The sequence below is a fragment of the Delftia sp. K82 genome (assembly GCF_002193035.1).
Taxonomy (GTDB): Bacteria; Pseudomonadota; Gammaproteobacteria; order Burkholderiales; family Burkholderiaceae_C; genus Comamonas; species Comamonas acidovorans.
Map to the genome: position 1 here is coordinate 152,724 of NZ_MYFL01000003.1, position 23,556 is coordinate 176,279.

At 67.4% G+C, this 23,556-nt stretch carries 20 protein-coding genes; 10 read left to right on the forward strand and 10 right to left on the reverse strand.

What is annotated here, in order from left to right; translation table 11 throughout:
• Positions 1-22 precede the first annotated feature (22 nt).
• Both mnmA and KDK82_RS17570 read left to right on the forward strand, forming a co-directional pair.
• A complete protein-coding gene (gene mnmA / locus KDK82_RS17565) occupies positions 23-1,141 on the forward strand; it encodes a tRNA 2-thiouridine(34) synthase MnmA (protein ID WP_013804638.1) in 1,119 nt (372 codons plus the stop codon).
• A 141-nt stretch (positions 1,142-1,282) separates the two neighbouring features.
• On the forward strand, positions 1,283-2,842 hold the full coding sequence (locus KDK82_RS17570; RefSeq protein WP_088165762.1) for a serine hydrolase: 1,560 nt from the start codon (positions 1,283-1,285) through the stop codon (positions 2,840-2,842).
• Here the strand turns inward: KDK82_RS17570 and KDK82_RS17575 are convergent.
• Together KDK82_RS17575 and KDK82_RS17580 are read right to left on the reverse strand one after the other, a co-directional pair.
• A complete protein-coding gene (locus KDK82_RS17575; RefSeq protein ID WP_088165763.1) occupies positions 2,811-4,763 on the reverse strand; it encodes an ATP-binding protein in 1,953 nt (650 codons plus the stop codon). The genes KDK82_RS17570 and KDK82_RS17575 overlap by 32 nt on opposite strands.
• A gap of 5 nt (positions 4,764-4,768) precedes the next feature.
• Positions 4,769-5,452, reverse strand: a complete 684-nt coding sequence (locus KDK82_RS17580; protein WP_088165764.1) for a response regulator transcription factor — start codon at positions 5,450-5,452, stop codon at positions 4,769-4,771.
• Positions 5,453-5,643: 191 nt separating this feature from the next.
• Here KDK82_RS17580 and KDK82_RS17585 point away from each other — a divergent pair, with 191 nt between their 5' ends.
• Positions 5,644-6,279, forward strand: coding sequence for a TetR/AcrR family transcriptional regulator (locus tag KDK82_RS17585; RefSeq protein ID WP_088165765.1), 636 nt, complete (start codon positions 5,644-5,646; stop codon positions 6,277-6,279).
• A 15-nt stretch (positions 6,280-6,294) separates the two neighbouring features.
• Here the strand turns inward: KDK82_RS17585 and paaN are convergent, their stop codons facing one another.
• The gene (gene paaN, locus KDK82_RS17590; protein WP_088165766.1) at positions 6,295-7,953 is read right to left on the reverse strand and encodes a phenylacetic acid degradation protein PaaN; all 1,659 of its coding nucleotides are present in this window, start codon (positions 7,951-7,953) and stop codon (positions 6,295-6,297) included.
• Positions 7,954-8,101: 148 nt separating this feature from the next.
• On the opposite strand from paaN, the gene paaK reads away from it, so the two are divergent.
• Genes paaK through paaE form a run of 6 tightly spaced genes read left to right on the forward strand, consistent with a single transcriptional unit; the run spans position 8,102 to position 13,250 of the window.
• Positions 8,102-9,421: a phenylacetate--CoA ligase PaaK gene (paaK, locus tag KDK82_RS17595; protein WP_088165767.1), complete on the forward strand. Its 1,320-nt coding sequence runs from the start codon at positions 8,102-8,104 to the stop codon at positions 9,419-9,421.
• A 45-nt stretch (positions 9,422-9,466) separates the two neighbouring features.
• Positions 9,467-10,489: a 1,2-phenylacetyl-CoA epoxidase subunit PaaA gene (paaA, locus tag KDK82_RS17600; RefSeq protein WP_012202742.1), complete on the forward strand. Its 1,023-nt coding sequence runs from the start codon at positions 9,467-9,469 to the stop codon at positions 10,487-10,489.
• A complete protein-coding gene (paaB, locus tag KDK82_RS17605; protein WP_016454266.1) occupies positions 10,486-10,791 on the forward strand; it encodes a 1,2-phenylacetyl-CoA epoxidase subunit PaaB in 306 nt (101 codons plus the stop codon). Before paaA ends, paaB begins: the two co-directional genes overlap by 4 nt.
• A gap of 13 nt (positions 10,792-10,804) precedes the next feature.
• The gene (gene paaC / locus KDK82_RS17610; protein ID WP_088165768.1) at positions 10,805-11,587 is read left to right on the forward strand and encodes a 1,2-phenylacetyl-CoA epoxidase subunit PaaC; all 783 of its coding nucleotides are present in this window, start codon (positions 10,805-10,807) and stop codon (positions 11,585-11,587) included.
• Positions 11,587-12,156, forward strand: a complete 570-nt coding sequence (gene paaD, locus KDK82_RS17615; RefSeq protein ID WP_088165769.1) for a 1,2-phenylacetyl-CoA epoxidase subunit PaaD — start codon at positions 11,587-11,589, stop codon at positions 12,154-12,156. Before paaC ends, paaD begins: the two co-directional genes overlap by 1 nt.
• On the forward strand, positions 12,153-13,250 hold the full coding sequence (gene paaE, locus KDK82_RS17620) for a 1,2-phenylacetyl-CoA epoxidase subunit PaaE (RefSeq protein WP_047218904.1): 1,098 nt from the start codon (positions 12,153-12,155) through the stop codon (positions 13,248-13,250). The genes paaD and paaE overlap by 4 nt, the downstream gene beginning before the upstream one ends.
• A 33-nt stretch (positions 13,251-13,283) precedes the next feature.
• On the opposite strand, the gene KDK82_RS17625 is transcribed toward paaE, so the two are convergent.
• The 7 genes from KDK82_RS17625 to KDK82_RS17655 all read right to left on the reverse strand — a co-directional run bounded on the left by KDK82_RS17625 (position 13,284) and on the right by KDK82_RS17655 (position 20,169).
• A complete protein-coding gene (locus KDK82_RS17625; protein WP_016449342.1) occupies positions 13,284-13,976 on the reverse strand; it encodes a hypothetical protein in 693 nt (230 codons plus the stop codon).
• Positions 13,977-13,978: 2 nt separating this feature from the next.
• Positions 13,979-14,287: a hypothetical protein gene (locus KDK82_RS33220; RefSeq protein ID WP_256974507.1), complete on the reverse strand. Its 309-nt coding sequence runs from the start codon at positions 14,285-14,287 to the stop codon at positions 13,979-13,981.
• Between the two features lie 396 nt (positions 14,288-14,683).
• Entirely contained in the window at positions 14,684-16,138 is a 1,455-nt protein-coding gene (locus KDK82_RS17635) for a SulP family inorganic anion transporter (RefSeq protein ID WP_256974508.1), read from the reverse strand.
• A 351-nt stretch (positions 16,139-16,489) separates the two neighbouring features.
• Entirely contained in the window at positions 16,490-17,743 is a 1,254-nt protein-coding gene (locus KDK82_RS17640) for a type II toxin-antitoxin system HipA family toxin (RefSeq protein ID WP_088165772.1), read from the reverse strand.
• Entirely contained in the window at positions 17,727-18,047 is a 321-nt protein-coding gene (locus KDK82_RS17645) for a helix-turn-helix transcriptional regulator (protein WP_088165773.1), read from the reverse strand. The genes KDK82_RS17640 and KDK82_RS17645 overlap by 17 nt, the downstream gene beginning before the upstream one ends.
• Positions 18,048-18,266: 219 nt before the next feature.
• The gene (gene ssb, locus KDK82_RS17650; protein WP_088165774.1) at positions 18,267-18,833 is read right to left on the reverse strand and encodes a single-stranded DNA-binding protein; all 567 of its coding nucleotides are present in this window, start codon (positions 18,831-18,833) and stop codon (positions 18,267-18,269) included.
• A gap of 160 nt (positions 18,834-18,993) precedes the next feature.
• Entirely contained in the window at positions 18,994-20,169 is a 1,176-nt protein-coding gene (locus KDK82_RS17655) for an MFS transporter (RefSeq protein WP_034348262.1), read from the reverse strand.
• Positions 20,170-20,442: 273 nt separating this feature from the next.
• On the opposite strand from KDK82_RS17655, the gene uvrA reads away from it, so the two are divergent.
• The gene (gene uvrA / locus KDK82_RS17660) at positions 20,443-23,556 is read left to right on the forward strand and encodes an excinuclease ABC subunit UvrA (protein WP_088165775.1); all 3,114 of its coding nucleotides are present in this window, start codon (positions 20,443-20,445) and stop codon (positions 23,554-23,556) included.

Genomic DNA, 23,556 nt, shown 5'->3' on the forward strand with positions numbered 1-23,556 from the left:
GGCGCGGGGATAATCGCTGCCCATGACTAAACACCGCGTCGTGGTGGGCCTGTCGGGCGGTGTGGACTCCGCTGTCACGGCCCATCTCCTCAAGCAACAGGGCCATGAAGTGGTCGGCATCTTCATGAAGAACTGGGAAGATGACGACGACAGCGAATACTGCTCGTCCAATGTCGATTTCGTCGATGCCGCTGCCGTGGCCGACGTGGTCGGCATCGAGATCGAGCATGTGAACTTCGCCTCCGAGTACAAGGACCGCGTCTTCGCCGAGTTCCTGCGCGAGTACCAGGCCGGCCGCACGCCCAACCCCGATGTGCTGTGCAATGCCGAGATCAAGTTCAAGGCCTTCCTGGACCACGCCATGCGCCTGGGCGCCGAGAAGATCGCCACGGGCCACTACGCCCGCGTGCGCCAGAACCCCGGCACGCAGCTGTTCGAGCTGCTCAAGGGGCTGGACCCGGCCAAGGACCAGAGCTACTTCCTGCACCGCCTGAACCAGGCCCAGCTGTCCAAGTCCATGTTCCCCGTGGGCGAGCTGAAGAAGACCGAGGTGCGCCGCATTGCCGAGGAGATCGGCCTGCCCAACGCGAAGAAGAAGGACTCCACGGGCATCTGCTTCATCGGAGAGCGGCCGTTCCGCGACTTCCTGAACCGCTACATCAGCAAGGAGCCCGGCAACATCCTCGACGACCGCAACCGCAAGCTGGGCAAGCATGTGGGCCTGTCGTTCTACACGCTGGGCCAGCGCTCGGGCCTGGGCATCGGCGGCGTCAAGGAAAAGGGCGCGCCGCGCGGCGGCGGCGACCATGAGCCCTGGTTTGTGGCGCGCAAGGAGCTGGACACCAACACGCTGCGCGTGGTGCAGGGCCATGACCACCCCTGGCTGCTGTCGCAGTCGCTGCTGGCCGACCAGGTCAGCTGGGTGGCCGGCCATGCGCCCGCCGAGGGCAAGGCCTACGGCTCCAAGACGCGCTACCGCCAGCCCGACTCGCCGGCCCTGATCTCGGGCGCCACGCCCGAGGGCTTCCGGCTGGATTTTCCCGAGCCGCAATGGGCCGTCACGCCCGGCCAGTCGGCCGTGCTCTACGACGGCGACGTGTGCCTGGGCGGCGGCATCATCGCGGCGGTGGATCCGCACTGATGCGGCACTGATGCGGCACTGATGCGGATTGACGCCGGGCAGGATTCGGCCCGGCGCGTTTTGCTATCGTCACGGGGGGCGGCACAACCGCCCCTTTTTCTTTTTCCTTTTGTTCTTCACGACAGCACCACAGGAGACCCCATGGCTTCATCGATTCTTGCGCGCCGGCATTTTCTGGGAGCGGCCCTGGGCGCCGTGGCCACGGCCGGATGCAACGGCGAGGTGTCCTGGGGTGATCCCATCGATCCGCCCGTGACGGACCGCGTCAAGCGTGCGCTCGATCAACTCGACGGCCAGGTGCGCGCGCAGATGCGGCGCACGGGCGTGCCCGGCGTGGCCGTGGCGGTCGTGCATGAAGGCCGCCTGGTCTATGCCCAGGGCATGGGCGTGCGCCGTCTGGGCTCGTCGCTGGCCGTGGATGCGGACACGGTGTTCCAGCTCGCCTCCGTCTCCAAGTCCGTGGGCGCCACCGTGGTGGCGCAGCAGGTGGGCCAGCGCCGCGTGTCCTGGGACACGCGCGTGCAGCAGGGCCTGCCCTGGTGGACGCTGGAGGACGCCGACGCCGCCCAGCGCATCACCGTGGGCGACATGTATGCCCACCGCTCGGGCCTGCCCGGCCAGGCTGGCGATGCGCTGGAGGAGCTGGGCTACAGCCAGCGCCAGATCCTGGAGCGCCTGCGCTACCTGCCGCTGCGGCCCGTGGGCACCCAGTACGCCTACAGCAACTTCGGCCTGACCACGGGCGCCGAGGCGGTGGCCGCCATCGCGGGCCAGTCCTGGGCCGCGCTGTCGCAGCAGGCCGTCTACGGCCCGCTGGGCATGACGCAGACCAGCTCGCTGTTTGCCGATTTCGAGGCGCGCGCCAACCGCGCGGCCGGCCACCTGCGCGTCAATGGCGTGTGGCAGACGGGGCCGGTGCGCCGGCCCGATGCGCAGTCGGCCGCCGGCGGCGTCAGCTCCACGGTGCGCGACATGGCGCGCTGGATGACCATGCTGCTGGACGAAGGCCGCTTCGAGGGCCGCCAGGTGGTCGATGCGCAGGCGCTGCGCACGGCGCTGTCGCCGCAGATGCTGCAGTCGCCGGCCGGCAACGGCGAGCCCGCCCGCTACTACGGCTTCGGCTTCAACGTGGGCGTGTCCGAGGCGGGGCGCACCACCTACAGCCACTCGGGTGCCTTCGGCACGGGCAGCGCGACCAGCTTCACCGTCATGCCCGAGCTCAAGCTCGGCATCGTGGTGCTGACCAACGGCATGCCCATCGGCGTGCCCGAGATCGTGGTCTCGCAGTTCCTGGACCAGGTCGAATGGGGCCGCCAGCGCCAGGACTGGGAGAGCATCTGGACCAAGCGGCTGGCACCCATCATGCAGCCGCACGGCGAGCTGGCAGGCAAGACCCGGCCCCCTTTCCCCCGGCCGCCCCGGCCGCTGGGCGCCTATGTGGGCAGCTACGCCAACCGCTTCTACGGGCCGGCCCAGGTCAGCCTGCAGACGGGCGGCGGGGGGCTGCAGGTCAGCCTGGGTTCGCAGCGCATGCTGCTCGGCCACTGGGATGGCGAGGTCTTCAGCTTCGTGCCCGAGGGCGATTCGCCGGGCAGCCTGTCCAAGGCCACGTTCGACGGCAACCAGCTCACGCTGGAGTATTTCGACGATGTGCTGACGCCGGCCGGCGTCAGTGCGGGGATAGGGCGCTTTTCCCGCTGAGGGTGGCCTGCTCCGTGCCGTCGTGCAGGTGATCGCCGGGCACGGGCAGCCAGGCGGCCAGCACGGTGGCGCCGGGCTCTGAATCCATGTCCAGATGGCCGCCCAGGCGCTGCAGGCGCGCCTGCATGCTGCGCAGGCCCACGCCCATGCCGGCCTGCTGCACGGCGGCCACGTCAAAGCCTGCGCCGTCGTCGGTGATGCGCAGCATCAGCCAATGCGGCTCGGGCCACTGCAGCTGCACCTGCACGCACTGGGCGCGGCTGTGCTTGATCACATTGGCCAGCGCTTCCTCCAGCACGCGCGTCAGCGCCAGGCACTGCAGCGCACCGGGTGGCTGCGGCCAGGCGGCCGGCACCTGCCAGTCGGACTGCATGTCCAGCGCGTCGAACAGGCTGGCAAAGCGGTGGCGCAGCGGCGCGATCCACGCCTGGGGCGTGTCCGGCACGGTGACGGAGACGCTGGTGCCGCTGTCGATCATCTGGCGCAGGTCGTCGCGCAGCAGCTTGAGCACGGACAGGAACTGGCGGTTGTGCATGGGGGTGCCGGCCTGCTCCACCATGGCGATGGAGCGCACCAGGGAGCCGCCCAGGCTGTCGTGCAGGTCGTGCGCCAGCTGCATCCGTTCCTGCAGCCGCGAGTGGCTGAGCGCCAGCGCATGCTCGCGCGCCAGCGTGCCGCCGAGCTCGTCGCAGGCACGCGCCACGCTGTCGGTCAGCTCCTGGTTGAACTGTTCGATGCGGCGCATGCTGAGCACGAACTGCCGGCCCAGGACCATGGACAGGGCCAGCATGGTCAGCGGCGCGGTATAGGGCATCCAGGGCGTGGCGGGGCCAATCACTTTCTTGAGCGCCAGCATGTCGTGCAGGCCCGCGCACAGGAAGACCAGCAGGCAGGCCGCGTAGACCAGGTGGCCCGGCTCGCGCGTGCGCCAGGCGTGCAGCGGAAAGTGCAGCGACACGGCCACGCAGATGCCGAAGTACACCAGGCCGATGTGCAGCACGCCGTCCACCAGCGACCAGGGCGCGAAGATGGCGGCGGCCATGCCGGCCAGCGTCAGCGCCCACAGCAGCTTTTCCAGCCGGGGCAGATGCAGTTTTCCGAAGCGCCAGGTGAACAGGCAAAAGCTCTGGCTGAACAGCAAAAAGACCAGCAAATTGCCGCGTGCCACGGCCAGGGTGTCGGGGAAGGGCCAGGCCTCGGTGGCGAGGATATTGGCCAGGAACAGCGCCCAGCAGAAGGCATTGAGCGCGTACCAGCCAAAGGCCTTGCTGGCGCGCCGCTGCAGCCAGGCAAAGGCGAACAGCACGCCCAGCACCAGCGAGACCACGATGTTCATGGCAAACAGCGTGCGCTGGTTCCACCAGGTCTGCTCGTGCCACCGGCGCAGCGCCTCGGGCTCGCCCAGGCGCACCTCGCCCAGGCCCGGCGTCTGCTCGGCCAGGCCGTGCACGCGTATCCACACGCTGTTGGTGCCCGCATGCAGGGCGGATTCGGGCAGCAGCCAAAAGCGCGGCATGTTCCAGCTGCGCGACAGGGGCTCGACCAGGTGCCGGTCGCGCCACAGCAGGTCGCCGTTCACGAAGACCTCGCCGGCCATGACCATGGAGTGCAGGGCCAGCGCCACGGGATCTGCGGCGGCGGCAGCGGGGTGAGCGCAGCCGCGCTGCCAGTCGATGCGGTACCAGGCGGCGCCGCTGTAGCCGGGCCAGCGGTCCAGCCAGTGGTCGGGCAGGGTCACGTTGTGCCAGTCGCGTACCGCGCTGGCGATGGGCGGCGGTCCCTGGCCTGCGGCCTTGGCGGACTGGATGGACAGGATCTGCGGCAGGCAGGCCTGGGCCAAGGCGCAGGGACTGCACAGGAGGACCGCCAGGCCCAGGGCGAGGCGCCGCACCGGGCCGAACCACCGGCGCCACCCGCCCATGGCCGTCAGCCCAGCAATCCGCGCACGCGTGCCGTGTTGACGGCGCGCGTGCGCGAGGACACGGCCAGCTTGCGGTAGATGTGCTTGATGTGGCATTCCACCGTGTAGCGCGACAGGTGCAGCTGCTCGGCGATCTCGCGGTTGGTCAGGCCATCGGCCACAAGACGCAGGATCTGGCTTTCGCGCGCGCTCAGCGTGGACTCGGTGCCGCCGCTTTCCGGCGTGGCGGGTGCCGCGCCCTGCAGCTCGGCGATCACGCGGCGCGCGATGAAGGGGTCGATGGGGGCGCCGCCGCGCAGCACGCTGCGGATGGACAGCGACACTTCCAGGTCGTCGCGTTCCTTGAGCACATAGCCGGTGGCGCCTGCGCGCAGCGCCGCTAGGATGGCATCCTCCGTGCTCCAGGCCGAGATCACCAGGATGCCCACGGCCGGATCTGCGCTGCGCATCTCGGCGATCAGGTCGATGCCGCTGCCGTCGGGCAGGCCCAGGTCCACCAGGGCCAGGGCCACGGGCTCGGCCAGGCAGGCGCGGGCCTGGGCCAGGGAGCCGGCGAACAGCAGGGCATCGGGCGTGTAGCCCAGCTGGCCCAGCACGGACTGCAGCCGCTGGCGGATCAGCGGCTCGTCCTCCACCACCAGCACCGGGGCCGGAAGCGTGGACTCTGGGACAAGCAGGTGGGCGGGCATGGAAAAGGCGTGCGCAGCGGCGGGCGTAAAAAGGGGCAGGATGGCCGCCCGACTGTGGGCGAAGCCCGCATCTTTGCATATCCCTGAAAACTGGTAATCGCGGGGGCGCGCGCCGCTGCGCCGTCCATAATTCCGGCCCGGGCCGCACGGGCGGACCCTGGCAACGACACCTACCGAAAGGACGCCGCCGCATGGCACGCGTACGTGACCCTGCTGGCTACGATGGCCAGCGTGAAATGATCCTCTCCCACGCCGCCCAGCTGTTCGCGCAGCGCGGCTATGCGGGCACCTCCATGAACGAGGTGGCTGCGGCATGCGGCGTCTCCAAGGCCACGCTCTACCACTATGTGATCGACAAGCACGACCTGGCCGTGCGCATTGCCGAAGAGCATGTGCTGCGCCTCGAAGCCCTGGTCAACGACACCCTGCAGGCCCATGCCGATCCCGAGCAGCGCCTGCATGCGCTGATCCGCGGCTTCGGCCAGGAGTACGCCCAGGCCCAGAATGCCCACCGCGTGCTGACCGAGGACGTGCGCTTCCTGCGCGAGGAAGACCAGCAGCGCATCCTGGACGTGGAGCGCCGCGTGGTCGCCGCCTTTGCGCAGACCATTGCCCAGGTGCGCGGCGAGCCCGCCGACAGCGCCCTGGGCAAGCCCCTGGCCATGCTGCTGTTCGGCATGATCAACTGGACCTTCACCTGGCTCAAGCCGGGCGGCACGCTGGACCATGACGCCATTGGCACCATGGTGTCCCAGCTGTTCTTCGGCGGCGTGCGCGCGGTCAGCGCGCCTGACGGCAAGAAGCCGCGCAAGGCCCGCCAGGCCTAGGCTCGGCCCGGTCCCTTACCACCGGCGCTGCACGACCACGAAGCGGTCGGCCACGAAGGCCAGCGTGGTGTAGCTGGCATTGGCCGCGGGATTGCCGCCCGTGGCGTGGAAGTCCGAGAAGCCTGCCGACTGGTTGACCATCACCCCCTGCGTGAGGTTGATGGACAGGGCCACGCGCGAGCGCAGCGCCGAGGCCGCCACGGCATCGACAAAGGCCGCATCCGTGGAGTACAGGCCCAGCGTCATCGCGCCATGCGCGCGCACGCTGCGCTCGGCCAGCTCGCGCGCGGCCTGGGCCGAGGGCACGGCCACCAGGTAGGAGACCGGGCCGAAGCATTCGCGCTCGTAGATGGCGGCGTCCGCCACGTCCAGTGCGCGCAGCGCGGGCGTGCGCACCTCGGCCTGCGGGTACTCGGGATGGGTGAGCTTTTGCGAGGCGCGCACGGCGCGGCCCACGGTGGCGGCCTGTTCCACGCGCTCCACGGTCTGCGCAGAGCCTATGGCGCCCAGCACGGTGAAGGCCACCTTGGGATCGGCCAGCAACTGGTCGATGGCGGTGGCCAGATCGGCGCCGACCTGCTCGAAGCTCTTGTGGCCCTGGTCAGTCTCTATGCCGCCGGCCGGAATCAGCAGGTTCTGCGTGGTGGTGCACATCTGGCCGCTGTACAGCGACAGTGACAGGGCCAGATTGCGCAGCATGCCTGCGTAGGCATCGGTGGACTCGATCACCACCAGGTTCACGCCGGCCATCTCGGCATACAGGCGTGCCTGCGGCACATGCGCCTGCAGCCACTGGCCGAAGGCATTGCCGCCCGTGAAGTCGATGGAGGCCACGGCCGCATGCGTGGCCAGGGCCCGGGTCAATTCGGGCTTGTCGCTCACGGCCAGGGTCACGAGGTTGGGGTCCAGGCCCTGCTCGGTCAGCACATCGCGCAGCACGCTCACGGTGAGCGCGGCCGGCAGCACGGCGTTGGGGTGGGGCTTGACGATCACGGGGTTGCCCGTGGCCAGCGCGGCGAACAGGCCCGGGTAGGTGTTCCAGGTCGGGAAGGTGGCGCAGCCGATGACCAGGGCCACGCCACGCCCCACGATCTCGAAGCGCTTGTGCAGCACGGCGGGCGCATGCTTGCCCTGGGGCTTTTCCCAGACGGCCTCGGCAGGCACGTCGGCCATGGCCTTCCAGGCCACGGCAATGGCTTCCAGGGCGCGGTCCTGGGCATGGGGGCCGCCGGCCTGGAAGGCCATCATCGCGCCCTGGCCCGTGGTCAGCATCACGGCATGCGCGATCTCGAAGCTGCGCTGGTGGATGCGCGTCAGCGCCTCCAGCAGCACGCCGGTGCGGCCCTGGGGTCCCAGCGCCTGCCATGCGGGCTCGGCCGCCTGGGCCGCGTCCACCAGCGCCTGGGCATCGCACTCGGGATAGCGGATGTTCAGGGCCACGCCATAGGGCGATTGCTCGGTGGCCACGCGGGCGCGTTCACCGGGCTGGCGCAGCGGATAGTCCTTGCCGAACAGCGCCTGCACGGCGGCGTGGCCCTGGGCCTGGGCGGTTTCGCCATAGACCTTGGGCGAGGGCGCCTCGGGGAAGGGCGACCAGTGGCCCCGGCGGGACAGGGCCTGCAGCGCGTCGTCGAGCAGGGGGCGGTGGCGTTCGTAGAGGGCGTGGGCGGGCATGGGATGTCTCCTGGGTTGGAATGTGGCGTCGCTATCAGGGTTAGTACCGGACAACAAGCCTTGTTGCTCAAGAAAGCTGCATCTTATAATCCTACCGTCCGGTCGGTCAATTATTCTGAACCCCTTGCCTCACGACGCCAGAACCCCGATGAACAAAGACCTGCGCCCCGCCCCCGGCGACCTCGACCCCATCGAAACCGCCAGCCGCGACGAGATCGCCTCGCTGCAGCTGCAGCGCCTGCGCTGGTCGCTGCAGCACGCCTACGACCATGTGCCGCACTACCGCCGCGCCTTCGATGAGAAGGGCGTGCACCCCTCGGACCTGCGCACGCTGTCCGACCTGGCCCGCTTTCCCTTCACCACCAAGAAGGACCTGCGCGAGAACTACCCGTTCGGCATGTTCGCCGTGCCGCGCCAGAAGGTGGCGCGCGTGCATGCCTCCTCGGGCACCACGGGCAAGCCCACGGTCGTGGGCTACACGTTGAATGACATCGACAACTGGGCGAACCTGGTGGCGCGCTCCATCCGCGCGGCGGGCGGGCGGCCTGGCGACATGGTGCATGTGGCCTACGGCTACGGCCTGTTCACGGGCGGGCTGGGCGCGCACTACGGTGCCGAGCGCGCGGGCTGCACCGTGGTGCCCATGTCGGGCGGGCAGACCGAAAAGCAGGTGCAGCTGATCCAGGACTTCCGGCCCGACATCATCATGGTCACGCCCAGCTACATGCAGGTGATCGTGGAGGAGATGCAGCGCCAGGGGATGGACCCGCGCGAGAGCTCTTTGCGGATCGGCATCTTCGGCGCCGAGCCCTGGACCGAGGCCATGCGCCGCGAGATCGAGGGCAAGGCGGGGCTGGACGCCGTGGACATCTACGGCCTGTCCGAAGTCATGGGCCCGGGCGTGGCCAGCGAATGCGTGGAAAGCAAGGACGGGCCGGTGATCTGGGAAGACCATTTCTACCCCGAGATCATCGACCCCGACACGGGCGAGGTGCTGCCCGACGGCAGCGAGGGCGAGCTGGTCTTCACGTCGCTGTCCAAGGAAGCCATGCCCATCATTCGTTACCGCACGCGGGACCTGACGCGGCTGCTGGCGCCGACTTCGCGCAGCTTCCGGCGCATGGGCAAGATCGTGGGGCGCAGCGACGACATGATGATCATCCGCGGCGTCAACGTCTTTCCGACCCAGATCGAGGAAATCGTGCTGGCCAATGCCAGCCTCACGGGCCTGTACCAGATGCACATCAGCCGTGAAGGCCTGCTGGACACCGTCGAGGTGCACTGCGAGCTGCAGCCGCAGCGGCGCGGCCTGGGCGATGCCGAGCGCGGCGAGATCGCGCAGTGGGTGCAGCAGCGCATCAAGACCCTGGTGGGCATTTCCACGGCGGTGCGCGTCTTCGATCCCGACACCATCGAGCGCACGCAGACCGGCAAGGCCCGGCGCGTGTACGACAAGCGGCCGCGCTGAGGCACCGCCGGCCGTCGTCAACCATTTCATTCAAGGAGATCGCACATGTATACCCAGGCCATGGACACCATGGGCAAGGAAGCGGGCGATGGCGGCAAGGCCGTGCGCTCGGCCGACGAAATGCGCCTGCAGCAGCGCTTCGACGAGCGCATCGATGCCGGCGAATTCATCGAGGCCAAGGACTGGATGCCCGACAACTACCGCAAGACGCTGCTGCGCCAGATCAGCCAGCATGCGCACAGCGAGATCGTCGGCATGCTGCCCGAGGGCAACTGGATCAGCCGCGCGCCCACGCTCAAGCGCAAGGCCATCCTGCTGGCCAAGGTGCAGGACGAGGGCGGCCATGGCCTGTACCTCTACGCCGCCGCCGAGACGTTGGGCAGCAGCCGCGACCAGATGCTGCACGCGCTGCACACGGGCAAGGCCAAGTACAGCTCCATCTTCAACTACCCCACGCTGACCTGGGCCGACATGGGCACCATCGGCTGGCTGGTGGATGGCGCGGCCATCATGAACCAGGTGCCCATCTGCCGCTGCTCCTATGCGCCCTATGCGCGCGCCATGGTGCGCATCTGCCGCGAGGAGAGCTTTCACCAGCGCCAGGGCTACGAGGCGCTGCTGACCATGATGCAGCAGGGCACCGAGGCGCAGAAGGCCATGGTGCAGGACGCCGTCAACCGCTGGTGGTGGCCGTCCATCATGATGTTCGGCCCGCCCGACGACCAGTCGCCCAACAGCGCGCAGTCCATGCGCTGGGGCATCAAGCGCATCTCCAACGACGCGCTGCGCCAGAAGTTCATCGACGCCACGGTGGACCAGGCCAAGGTGCTGGGCGTGACCCTGCCCGACCCCGACCTGAAATGGAACGAGGCCCGCCAGGCCCATGATCACGGCCCCATCGACTGGGACGAGTTCTGGCGCGTGATCGCCGGAGACGGCCCCTGCAACCGCGAGCGCCTGGGCGCACGCGTCAAGGCCTGGGATGAGGGCGCCTGGGTGCGCGAGGCCGCGCTGGCCCATGCCCGCAAGCAGACACAGAGAAACCAGACCCGCAAGGAGGCCGCATGACCACCGTCGAACAGAACATCACCAACGAATGGCCGCTGTGGGAAGTCTTCGTCCGCAGCAAGGCCGGCCTGGACCACAAGCACTGCGGCAGCCTGCATGCGGCCGACCCGCAGATGGCGCTGCAGATGGCGCGCGATGTCTACACGCGGCGCCAGGAGGGCGTGAGCGTCTGGGTGGTGCGCTCGGACCAGATCGTGGCCAGCGACCCCGGCGACAAGGACATGTTCTTCGACCCGGCCCAGGACAAGGTCTACCGCCATCCGACCTTCTACCAGCTGCCGCCCTCGGTGGACCACATGTGAGCGGGGTGCAGCCATGAACGCCTCCGCCTCCTCCATCGCCATCGACGCCCGGCCCGAGGTGCAGTACCTGTTGCGCCTGGGCGATACCTGCCTGATCCTGGCCCAGCGCCTGGGCCAGTGGTGCGGCCACGCGCCCATCCTCGAAGAGGACATCGCCATGACCAACATGGCGCTGGACCTGGTCGGCCAGGCGCGTGCGCTGCTCACGCGCGCCGGCCAGCTTGAAGGCCGCGCGCACGACGAGGACCAGCTCGCCTTTCTGCGCGACGAACGCGACTACTTCAACGCCACGCTGGCCGAGCTGCCGCGCGGCGACTTCGCCTTCACCGTGCTGCGCAACGCCATGGCCGCCACCTGGCTGCGCCTGATGTGGGAGCGCCTGGTGCACTCCAGCGACGCCGAGCTGGCCGCCATCGCCGCCAAGGCGCTCAAGGAAGCGCGCTACCACGAGCAGCACGCGGGCGACTGGGTGGTGCGTCTGGGCGACGGCACCGAAGAATCGCGCCAGCGCATGGAGGCGGCGCTGGCCCAGCTGTGGCGCTATGCGGCCGAGCTGTTCACCGACGACGCCACGGACGCCGCCGCGCGCGCCAGCGGCCTGGGCCCGTCCTGGTCCGAGCTGCGCGAGCCCTGGCAGACCGAAATGGCCGCCCTGCTGCAGGAGGCCACGCTGGACATGCCGGCCGAATCCGCCTTCCGCAGCACGGGCCGCAACGGCGTGCACAGCGAGCACATGGGCTTCATCCTGGCCGAGATGCAGCACCTGCAGCGCGCCTATCCGGGCGGGGTGTGGTGATGGCTGCCGCACGGCTTGTGGCCGTCACATCCGCCTCGGCCGAGCGCGAGCGCCTGGCCTGGGCCGCGCTGCAGGAGGTGCCCGACCCCGAGGTGCCCGTGATCTCGGTCTGCGAGCTGGGCATCGTGCGCGAGGTCCATGCCCTGCCCGAAGGTCAGGGCATGGAGATCGTGCTCACGCCCACCTACTCGGGTTGCCCCGCCACCGAGGTCATCGAGCGCAGCGTGCTCGATGCCATCGAGGCCGCGGGCCTGGGTCCTGCGCGCGCAGTGCTGCGCCGCGCCCCGGCCTGGACCACGGACTGGATCAGCGACGACGGCCGGCGCAAGCTGCGCGAGTACGGCATCGCGCCCCCCGGGCGCTGCGGCGACTCCGGCCTGCCGGAGGGCACTTCGCCCATCCGCCTGGTGCGCCGCCGCCAGGGCATCGCCGCGCCCGAGCCCGTTGCCTGCCCGCACTGCGGCAGCGTGCACACCGAGCGGCTGTCGGCCTTCGGCGCCACGGCCTGCAAGGCCCTGCACCGCTGCCTGGACTGCCGCGAACCCTTCGAACACTTCAAGCCGATATGACCACGACCACGATGTTCCACCCGCTGCGCGTGCGCAGCATTGCGCCCGACACGGCCGAGGCCGTGGTCGTCTCCTTCGACGTGCCGCCCGCGCTGCGCGAGGTCTTCGGCTTCACCCAGGGCCAGTACCTCACCCTGCGCCACCAGATCGACGGCCAGGACCTGCGCCGAAGCTACTCCATCTGCGCGGGCGTGGATGACGGCGAGCTGCGCGTGGGCGTGCGCAAGGTGCGCGGCGGCCAGTTCTCCAACTGGATCAACGAGCATCTGCGCCCCGGCGACACGCTGCAGGTCATGGCGCCCCAGGGCCGCTTCTTCGTGCCCATCGAGCCCGGGGCCGCGCGCCACCATGTGGGCATCGCCGGCGGCAGCGGCATCACGCCCATCCTGTCCATCATGAAGACCGTGCTGGCGCGCGAGCCCGCCAGCCGCTTCACGCTGATCTACGGCAACCGCCAGCTGCAGTCCACCATGTTCAAGGAGGAGATCGAGGACCTCAAGAACCGCTACATGTCGCGGCTGTCGCTGCAGCATGTGTTCTCGGACGAGCACACCGACCTGCCGCTGAACATGGGCGTGATGGACCGCAGCAAGATCGCCGAATTCCTGCAGGGCGTGGTGCCGGCCGCGCACATCGACCATGTCTACATCTGCGGACCCTTCCAGATGAACGACGAGGCCGAGGCCGCCCTGCTGGCCGCCGGCGTGCCCGAGGAGCGCATCCACATCGAGCGCTTCGGCGTGGCCCTGCCGGCCGCAGGCCAGGGCACGGTGGGCGCCGTGGTGCACGAGGCCCAGCCCGGCGACGCCGCCACCGCCCGCATCACCCTGGTGCGCGACGGCCTCTCGCGCGAGATCCCCTTCACGCGCGGCCAGGCCAGCATCCTGGACGCGGCCTCCTCGGCCGGGCTGGAAGTGCCCTATTCCTGCACCTCGGGCGTCTGCGGCACCTGCCGCGCCAAGGTGGTCGAGGGCGAAGTGCGCATGGAGCGCAACTTCGCCCTCGACAAGAACGAGGTCGCCTGCGGCTTCGTGCTGACCTGCCAGGCGCATCCGCTGACCGAGCGCGTGGTGCTGTCGTTCGATGAGCGGTGAGGGCGCCTGCGTTCTGGCGCAGGGCAGGAAGACTCAGGGAAACAGTGTCGAAAGCATGTGCTTTGGCACTGGCAGCCCATCAGATGCTTCGATGAAGTGCAGACCCTTGGATGCGGGCTGTATGGACTGAAACGCGGAAGGAAAGCGCGGCAGCTGCACATGGTGCTTGCTCTTGCATTCCTCGCAGGCGTGGAACTGCGGCTGGAAGACTTTGTTTTTATGGCTTCCCACGGGGCCGTTGGCATCCCAGACGGCCAGCGATGCCTCGGTGGAAACCGGCTTGCACAGGTTCTTCCAGTCCAGTGCCCCGTGCACGACCATGTAGAAGCCAATCAGGTTGGAAACGAGGTCTTCCTGGCTGAATCCACTGTCTGTGAGGAGCGACATGGATGCCTGCAGGCTCTCGAAGCCCATGGAAACCTCCATGAATATGGCCAGGGCCACGGAGCGCTTCGCTGAAAGAGACAGGCCTTTCTTGACGAGATAGAACTTGGCAAATTCCTGGGTCAGGCCAAAGCGCCCCATGGATTGCTTGTATTGAATCAGATGGCTGTCGGAGTGACCGGGAATCCCGATGCCGCGCTCATGCAGTATGTCTTTCCAGAGATAGGCCGCACTGGCGTAGCGATTGCGATGGCTCTCGACCGATTGGAGGTGGCCCAGGTCAATCCATCCGCAGTTGCAGGTATAGATGAGTCTTCGGGGTATGTGGGATCTGCTGGACATGTTCAGTCGTAATGGGTGAGCGTGACCTTGCACAGGCCTGTTGCCATTGCCTGGGTGACCGCCAGTACGGCAACTTCGCCGGCCGATGACGCGTATTGCGCGTATTGGACAAGGCGCTCTCCCTCGGGGACAAACGATGCGGCGGCATTTCCGGCATCGATGGATCTCTGGTGGAAATCCTTCTGGCGCAGGTAGCTGGTGATGGCCGCAGTGGCCTCGGTGATGTCCTTGGCGCTGGTCTCGAAGGTCATCTCGGACTGCGGGGGCTTGTTGCCATCACCGACGGAGCCGAAGTAGGTGGGCTGCGCCATCGTCCCTGTCGCTGGCGCATTGCGTATCAGGGAGGAGATGCCTACGTAATATCTGAGCGATCCCCGCTCAGGCGAGTAGTCCTCCTGGGAGATGAGAAACCCATACACGGCCAACCAGGATGCGGATGCGGCAAAGACCAGGAGGACAAGGCCCAAGATAACGGATCTGAGTCGCATGGAAGAGGTGGGACGGGTTTGGGGAGGTGACAGCGGTCCAGATCCTAAATGAGCGGGCTGAAATCTTTATTTCAAAAGAGTAACTCTTTGAAATAGAGAAATTTCTGAATGACCCATTTGATATTTGACGGATTTCTCTTTGCGAAAGAGCAGGCCGCGTCTGCCCCAGGAAAGCAAGCGGTCTGCCAGCGCTGGAAAACCATGCCCGGGGCAGGTTTCCTACTCGATGCCGATATCCAGCCGCGACACCAGTGCCCGGCCGTGTTCGTTCAGGCCCGTCACCTCGACCGTGCTGCCGTGCTTGCGCAGGCGCTGGCAGACCTTGTCCAGCGCATTGACGGCCGTGATGTCCCAGAAATGGGCGTTGTCGAGCGCGATGCGCACCGGCCGGCCTTCGATGTCCCGCACGTCGAAGGCATCGACCAGCAGGTCGGCTGAGGCGAAGAAGACCTGGCCCGAGACGCGGTAGGTCAGGCCTGCGCCGTCCTCCTTCTTCTCGACGGACAGCAGCCTTGAGACCTTGAAGGTGAAGAACACCCCGCTGAGCAGCACGCCGACGCCCACGCCGGCGGCCAGGTTGTCCGTGGCGACGGTGACCACCACGGTGGCCAGCATGACGGCGCTGGACAGCTTGGGATGCCTGAGCAGGGCGCGGGCCGATCCCCAGTCCAGCGTGGAGGCCGACACCATCACCATGATGGCCACCAGCGCCGCCACCGGCACCTGCGACACCCAGGGCTTGAGCAGCACCATCAGGATGAGCAGGAAGGCGCCCGCGAACAGCGTGGACAGCCGGCCCCGGCCGCCGTAGCGCACATTGCCCACGGTCTGGCCGATCATGGCGCAGCCGGCAATGCCGCCGAACAGGCTGGCCGCGATGTTGGCCACGCCGATGCCGCTGCACTCGCGGTTCTTGGAGCTGGGCGTGTCCGTGAGTTCATCGACCACGCTGGCCGTCATCATGGACTCCAGCAATCCCACCATGGCGATCGCCAGCGCGGGCAGGGCGATCAGGCGCAGCGTCTCCAGCGACCACGGCACCTGCGGCAGGCCGAAGCTGGGCAGGCCGTCCGGCAGCAGGCCCAGGTCGGCGACCGTCTTCAGGGGCAGGTCCAGCCAATTCGCCGCCACCGTCAGCACCACGATGCAGACCAGGGGCGAGGGCACTGCCGTGGTCAGCCGGGGCAGGCCGTAGATGATCAGCAGGCCGGCGCCCACCATGGCCCAGGTGGCGGCATTGGCGCCGATCAGGTGCGGCATCTGGGCCGAGAAGATCAGGATGGCCAGCGCATTGACGAAGCCCGTGCGCACCGAGCCCGACACATAGCGCATCAGCACGCCCAGGCGCAGCAGGCCGAACAGGATCTGCACGGCTCCCGCAAGAATGCCGGCCGCAAAAAGGTACTGCACGCCATGTGCATGCACCAGCGGAGCGGCCACCAGGGCGACCGAGCCCGCAGCCGCCGACACCATGGCCGGGCGCGCGCCCGTGAAGGCGATGACGATGCTGATGATGAAGGAGGCGAACAGCCCGACGGCGGGATCGACGCCAGCCACGAAGGAGAAGGCGATGACCTCGGGGATCAGCGCAAAGGTGGCCACGGCGCCGGCCATGAGCTCGCGCGGAATGCTGGGCGCCCACTCGGCGCGAAAGGGATGGGGGTGTTTCGACATGGAAATGGCCGGCCCCGCCGCGCTGGGTGTGACAGGGCGGGGCAGGGTTTTGTAGACGGGAATGAACATGCCGGGCGTCGGGCGATGCCCGAAACCTGGCGGCTTGTGCTGTTCGACCGTGCTACGGCGGCGCCAGGCGGGTGCAGCCCGAGCGCCGGCTCTGCGAGCCGCGCGCGATGCGGGCCAGCGTGAAGCTGTGAAGGCGCGCGGCATCGCGGCTGCGCGCATGGCGAGCCCCTGGTTGACGGTGCCGGTGGACTGAAATCACGGGCGCGATTGTACGAGGGGGTGGGTGTTCGGGGGGGGGCGGGAAGCACCGCTCCGATCACGAAGGCGCCATGGATGCGGCGCCTATGATGTGGCCGCTTTGATATTCTCTTGCAGAATTCTCGAGATATTCTGTTCTGTTTGCCTGCGGATGGCGCCATCGTATTCCTGCACTCGTGCAGAGAATAAAGATGCCTCCTGCGCAACTCTCGAAATGATTTCCATTGTTTCTTTTTTGCTGACTCCAGCTTCCTTGCCGAGCTGGTGCAGATGCGCCAATCGAATAATGGATGCCTCGCCTGCTACGTCCATTTGATGGTAGCCGCCCGGCCCTCTATTGAAGGTTATGTCATAAACCGGGGCAAGCTTCCAATGGCCATCCTTTCCCATCCTGAAGGAGAAATTCTTTCCGTGGTCATCCCGATTGTTGAAAATCACGTTGAACACAGCGCGTTCAAAGGCTTTTTTCACTTCCCTTGAATCTCTGGTCAGGAATCGTGTTGCCTGAATCAAGGTGATATAGCCGATGGACCCGGCAACCCGGAAATCAGCGCCAACAAATGCAGCCAAGGTGTGGACAGGAACGCGGTACTTGCCTTCTCTGTCGAAGCGTTTGATGCCAAAGGCAGACAGCCCCTGTCCCAAATCCAAGCTGACGGTAGGCGGCGCCTCAAGCCCGCATGCACTGGCAGACTTGACGTAGAGGTCCTCAATGGCACAAACCTCGGAGTGTTCATTCATTGCGGGAAATTTCACCAGCCAAGGTTCAGCGCCCTCCATGGGTACAGTGCTCGCGCGATGTGTCTCGCTATTCAGATAGACCAGCGCCTTGGGCCGAGCCCCATGAGGCGAGCCACCCACCAGGGCAAGTTGCGCGAGCAGAGCTGTGTCCTTGTCCTCAAGCACTTGTTGCACTTCTTGTGCAAGCATTGCCATAGGAATATCTGCTTGAGGCTGTTTCATGAAACTATCAGCAGGTGCAAATGTCATTGCACCTAAGGCGCTGTCACCGACATATGCCAATCGATCCAGTGCAGATAACCGAGCAGGATCCAATCCACGTTTTTGGAATAGTTTGTCCATCAGGAGCAAACCCCATCCATCCGGCAAAGAATCGTAGACAGGGCCTGGTAGACCTAATTGGTGTCTTGGTAGAGATTTGGAGAAATCTCGTCCCTTTACAAGCGGGAAAAGGTAGGGCGATAGCTCCAGCCCCTTGGCAAAAGCCTCGTCGGTATATTCAAAAATAATGCTGCTTCTGGCGTTAACTGCACCAAGGGTAGCCCAATGGAATTTTTCGCCCCAGCCTTCGTAGTAGACATTAATCTTCTGAACCATGTGAAGCTTTCGGGGAACGCACCCGCTGAGGAAGAGTTGAAATCCTTTCAAGCTCTTCAATCGTGCGTGGTTGATAAAGAAACAGCTCTTCAAGCTGAATGGCAAGGCCCAGCACCTGTACAACGGCAATCACCGTCTCGAATGAGACGTTCTTGCCTGCCTCCATGTTGACGATGGTTGCCTTGGATACGCCTACACGGCTGGCCAGTTCCGCCTGAGTGAACTTCTGGGCGATGCGATGCTTGCGCAGCCGTGACGATAGCTCTGCCGCGATTTGTGAGGAAGAGTAAAGTCCAATATTCATTATTTTTGTCTTTAAATATTAAATACTCATTCAAAGATAAATATTTTATTCTTTATACAGAAGATTATCAAGTCTGGCTGGCTTGCACAGCTGCGGCACATCCGCTGGGGCCTGGGCCTCGGTTCGCTTCAGCGGGGTCAGCATGCGACAGGCAAAGAAAAAGCCCGCCTCTCCGAAGAGCAGGCGGGCCCGAATCAACAAAAACAATCCTCGTCGGATTTAAAACGGAATGTCGTCATCCATATCGTCAAAACCCGAGGCTGCGCGCTGCGGCGGGGGTGCCATGGGTGCGGGAGCGGGGCGCTGGGGAGGGGCCTGGCGCGGTGCGGGCGCTGCCATGGGGGCAGGGGCCGGACGGCGCTGCTGCTGCTGGGGAGGGGCGTCGTAGCCGCTGTCGCCGTAGCCTTCATCGCCGTAGCCGCCGCCTTGCTGGCCACCGCCGCCGCCCTGGCGGCTGCCCAGCATCTGCATGCTGTCGGCGCGGATTTCGGTGGCGTAGCGTTCCTGGCCGCTGGCCTGGTCGGTCCACTTGCGGGTGCGCAGGCTGCCTTCGACATAGACCTGGCTGCCCTTGCGCAGGTACTGGCCCACGATTTCGGCCAGGCGGCCGTTGAAGACCACGCGGTGCCACTCGGTGGCTTCCTTGTTCTCGCCGGTGTTCTTGTCGCGCCAGCGGTCGGTGGTGGCGATGGTCACGTTGGCCACCTGATCGCCACTCGGGAAGGTGCGCATTTCGGGGTCGCGCCCGAGGTTGCCGACGATGATGACCTTGTTGACGGATGCCATGAGTGAAATACCTTTACATAGGGAAGTGGCCCGGGCATAGAGGGATGGATCCCGGGCCAGACGCGCCATTGTGCCGCAAGCCGTCCGCCGATGGCAGGGGGCGGATATCCCGTGGCAACCGCCTGTGGCGGCGGCTTGTAACCGTCTGAAAATCCGCCGTTCAGCCGTGGCGGCCCACGGGGCGCAGCGGCCAGGTGACGACCAGCCACAGCACGGCCAGGACGCTCGTCAGGGTGAACAGGCCCGGCATGCCGGCCCATTTGGCGACGGCGCCGCCCAACGCGCCGCCTGCGAACAGGCCCAGCGATTGCAGCGTGTTGTAGGCGCCCAGCGCCGCGCCGCGCAGCGGAGCCGGCGCCATGCGCGATACCAGGCTGGGCTGGGTGGCCTCCAGCGCGTTGAAGCCGCAGAAGAACACGAACATCAGCACGGCCATGGCCCACAGCGGTGGCTGCGTGCCGCCGGCCGCCAGCAGGCCCAGGCCGATCTGCACGAGGGTGATCAGGGCGATGGCGCCCAGCAGGGCCGCGCGCAGGCGCCCGCGCCGCTCCATGGCGAACAGGCCGCCCATGGCGGCGAAGGACAGCACCACGGCCGGCAGGTAGACATGCCAGTGCGCCTGCTTGTCCAGGCCCGCCTGCACCAGCATGGCGGGCACGGCCACCCACATGGACATCTGTACGGTGTGCAGCACGAACACGCCCAGGTTCAGCCGCACCAGGTCGCCGTGGCGCCACAGCTCGGCCATGCGGCCGCGCGGCTGGTCGGCGTGGCGCGCGGGCTCGGGCGGGACGACCCAGAGCACGACGGCAATGCCCGCCAGCGCCAGGGCGCAGGTCAGGCCGAAGATGCCGGGCAGCCCGCCCCAGGCCGCCAGCAGGGGACTGAGCACCAGGGCCAGCGCGAACATGAGGCCGATGCTGCCGCCCACCATGGCCATGGCCTTGGTGCGCACGCTGTCGCGCGTGAGGTCGGCCAGCAGCGCGGTCACGGCGGCCGAGACGGCGCCCGCGCCCTGCAGGCCCCGGCCCCACATCAGGCCCAGCAGCGAGTCGGCCGTGGCCGCCAGCAGGCTGCCCGCCGCAAAGACCAGCAGCCCGGCGACGATGACGCGCTTGCGCCCGAAACGGTCCGAAGCCAGGCCCAGGGGCAGCTGGAACACGGCCTGGGTGAGCCCGTACAGGCCCATGGCCAGGCCGATCATGGCCGGATCATCCCCGCCCGGGTACTTGCGGGCCTCCAGCGCGAACACCGGCAGCACCAGGAACAGGCCCAGCATGCGCAGCGCAAAGATCAGCGCCAGGCTGGCGCTGGATCGGCGTTCCTGCGAGGTCATGCGGCCCGATGCGGCCGAGGAGGGGGCTGGCGCCTGGGCGCCGTGGACGGGTGTGGGGGAATCGAGCACGGGGTGCACTGTTGTGGGGGCAAGCAATCCGCCATTCTCGCCCATAGGCCGGCGCTGCGGGGTGGCTGGGTTATGCAAGGCAGTGCAAGACAGTTTTGTGAAGGGGCGCCGCAGAAGGCCCTGCCGCCCCGCAGACCGAGCCGCCATGCGGTGGCACGGGTTCTGACCTATCATGGCGGGTTCGCCTTCGCAGGGGTTTTCCCGATGCCTGGTTCCCACACGATTTCCGAAGACGGCGGCCTGGACCGGGCCGCCGACTCCCGCTCCCAGCCCGACGGCCGCTACCTCGGCCAGGCGCTGGCGCAGTCACGCATCGCCATCCGCGGTGCGCGCACGCACAACCTCAAGAACATCGACCTGGACATTCCGCGCAACCGGCTGGTGGTGATCACCGGGCTGTCGGGCTCGGGCAAGTCCAGCCTGGCCTTCGACACGCTGTATGCCGAGGGCCAGCGCCGCTATGTGGAGAGCCTGTCGGCCTATGCGCGCCAGTTCCTGGGGCGGCTGGACAAGCCCGATGTGGACCTGATCGAGGGCCTGTCGCCCGCCATCAGCATCGAGCAGAAGGCCACCAGCCACAACCCGCGCTCCACCGTGGGCACGGTGACCGAGATCAACGACTACCTGCGCCTGCTGTTCGCACGCGCCGGCACGCCCTACTGCCCCGACCACAACCTGCCGCTGCAGTCCCAGACCATCAGCCAGATGGTGGATGCGGCCCTGGCCCTGCCCGAGGACACGCGCCTCATGGTGCTGGGGCCGCTGGCGCGCAACAAGAAGGGCGAGTTCGCCGAGCTGTTCGCGCAGATGCAGGCCCAGGGCTATGTGCGCTTTCGCATCGACGGCAAGATCCACGAGTCCCATTCCCTGCCCGCGCTGGAGAAGAACGAGCGCCACGACATCGACGTGGTGATCGACCGCCTCAAGGTGCGCGCCGACGCCCAGCAGCGCCTGGCCGAGAGCTTCGAGGCCGCCCTGCGCGCGGGTGGCGCCGACGCCGGCGGCCGCGTGATCGCCCTGGAGATGGACAGCGGCAAGGAACACCTCTTCAGCGCCAAGTTCGCCTGCCCGCTGTGCAGCTATTCGCTGCCCGAGCTGGAGCCGCGCCTGTTCTCGTTCAACTCGCCCATGGGCGCCTGCCCGGGCTGCGACGGCCTGGGCTGCACGGAGTCCTTCGACCCCGAGCGCGTGGTCGCCTTCCCCACGCTGAGCCTGGCCAGCGGCGCCGTCAAGGGCTGGGACCGGCGCAATGGCTACTACTTCTCCATGCTGGAGAGCGTGGCGCGCCACTACGGCACCGATGTGGAGCTGCCCTTCGAGGAGCTGCCCGAGAAGGTGCGCCATGTGGTGCTCTGGGGCTCGGGCGAAGAGGAAATGCCCTTCAGCTACGTCTTCGACAGCGGCGCGCGCAAGGGCGAGTCCATGGTCAAGAGCCATCCCTTCGAGGGCATCATCCCCAACATCACGCGGCGCTGGCGCGAGACCGAGTCCAGCGTGGTGCGCGACGACCTGGCGCGGCTGCGCAGCGTCGCCGTCTGCCCCGACTGCGGCGGCACGCGGCTGCGCCGCGAGGCGCGCTTCGTGCGCATCGGCGAGGGCGAGCAGGCCCGCGCCATCTACGAGGTGGGCCATGCCACGCTGGCCGAGGCCCATGCCTGGTGCGCGTCCCTGCAGCTGTCGGGCGCCAAGGCCGAGATCGCGGGCAAGGTGGTGCGAGAGATCGCCTCGCGCCTGCTGTTCCTCAACGACGTGGGCCTGAGCTACCTGAGCCTGGAGCGCGGCGCGGACACCCTGTCCGGCGGCGAGGCCCAGCGCATCCGCCTGGCCAGCCAGATCGGCAGCGGCCTGACGGGCGTGATGTATGTGCTGGACGAGCCCAGCATCGGATTGCACCAGCGCGACAACGACAAGCTCATCGGCACGCTGCAGCACCTGCGCGACATCGGCAACAGCGTCATCGTGGTCGAGCACGACGAGGACATGATGCGCGCGGCCGATCAGATTATCGACCTGGGGCCCGGCGCGGGCGTGCATGGCGGCCGCGTCATGGCCCAGGGCAGCTACGAAGAGGTGCGCGCCAACCCCGATTCACCCACGGGCCGCTACCTGGCGGGCACCCAGCGCATCGAAGTGCCTGCGCGGCGCACGCCCTGGCAACCCGTGCTGGAGGCAACGGCCGAGGGCGAGGCCCGGCCAGCGGCCAAGGGCTTCCCTGCCCGCACCCAGCAGCCCCCCGCCAATCCCGACAACGCAACTGCCCCCGGCGCGCCGCAACTGCAGGCCCTGCGCGTGGTGGGCGCGCGCGGTCACAACCTCAAGGGCGTGACGGCGGACTTTCCCGTGGGCCTGCTGACCTGCGTGACCGGCGTCTCGGGCTCGGGCAAGAGCACCCTGGTCAACGACACGCTCTATACCGAGGCGGCGCGCCAGATCCACCGCGCCGGCGGCGAGGCCGCGCCGCACGACGACATCATCGGCATGGGCCATTTCGACAAGGTCATCAATGTGGACCAGTCGCCCATAGGCCGCACGCCGCGCAGCAACCCGGCCACCTACACGGGCCTGTTCACGCCCATCCGCGACCTGATGGCCGAGACCAACACCGCCAAGGAGCGCGGCTACGGCCCCGGGCGCTTCTCGTTCAACGTGGCCGGCGGCCGCTGCGAGGCCTGCCAGGGCGACGGCGTGGTCAAGGTGGAGATGCATTTCCTGCCCGATGTCTACGTGCCCTGCGACATCTGCAACGGCCAGCGCTACAACCGCGAGACGCTGGAGGTGCAGTGGAAGGGCCGCAACATCTCCCAGATCCTGGAGATGACGGTGGAGGACGCCCATGCCTTCTTCAAGGACGTGCCCACCATCGCCCGCAAGCTGCAGACCCTGCTGGACGTGGGCCTGTCCTATATCCGGCTGGGCCAGAGCGCGACCACGCTGTCGGGCGGCGAGGCGCAGCGCGTCAAGCTGGCCCAGGAACTGTCCAAGCGCGACACGGGGCGCACGCTCTACATCCTGGACGAGCCCACGACGGGCCTGCACTTCGCCGACATCGCCCTGCTGCTCAAGGTGCTGCAGCAGCTGCGCGATGCGGGCAACACCATCGTGGTCATCGAGCACAACCTGGACGTGATCAAGACGGCCGACTGGATCATCGACATGGGCCCCGAAGGCGGCTCTGGCGGCGGCCAGGTGGTGGCCACGGGCACGCCCGAGGACGTGGCGGCCAACCCGGCCAGCCATACGGGGCGCTATCTGCGGCCCTATCTGGAGGCAGCGTCGGCTCCCGCGCAGGCCAAGCCAGGCCGCAAGAACGCAAAGTGA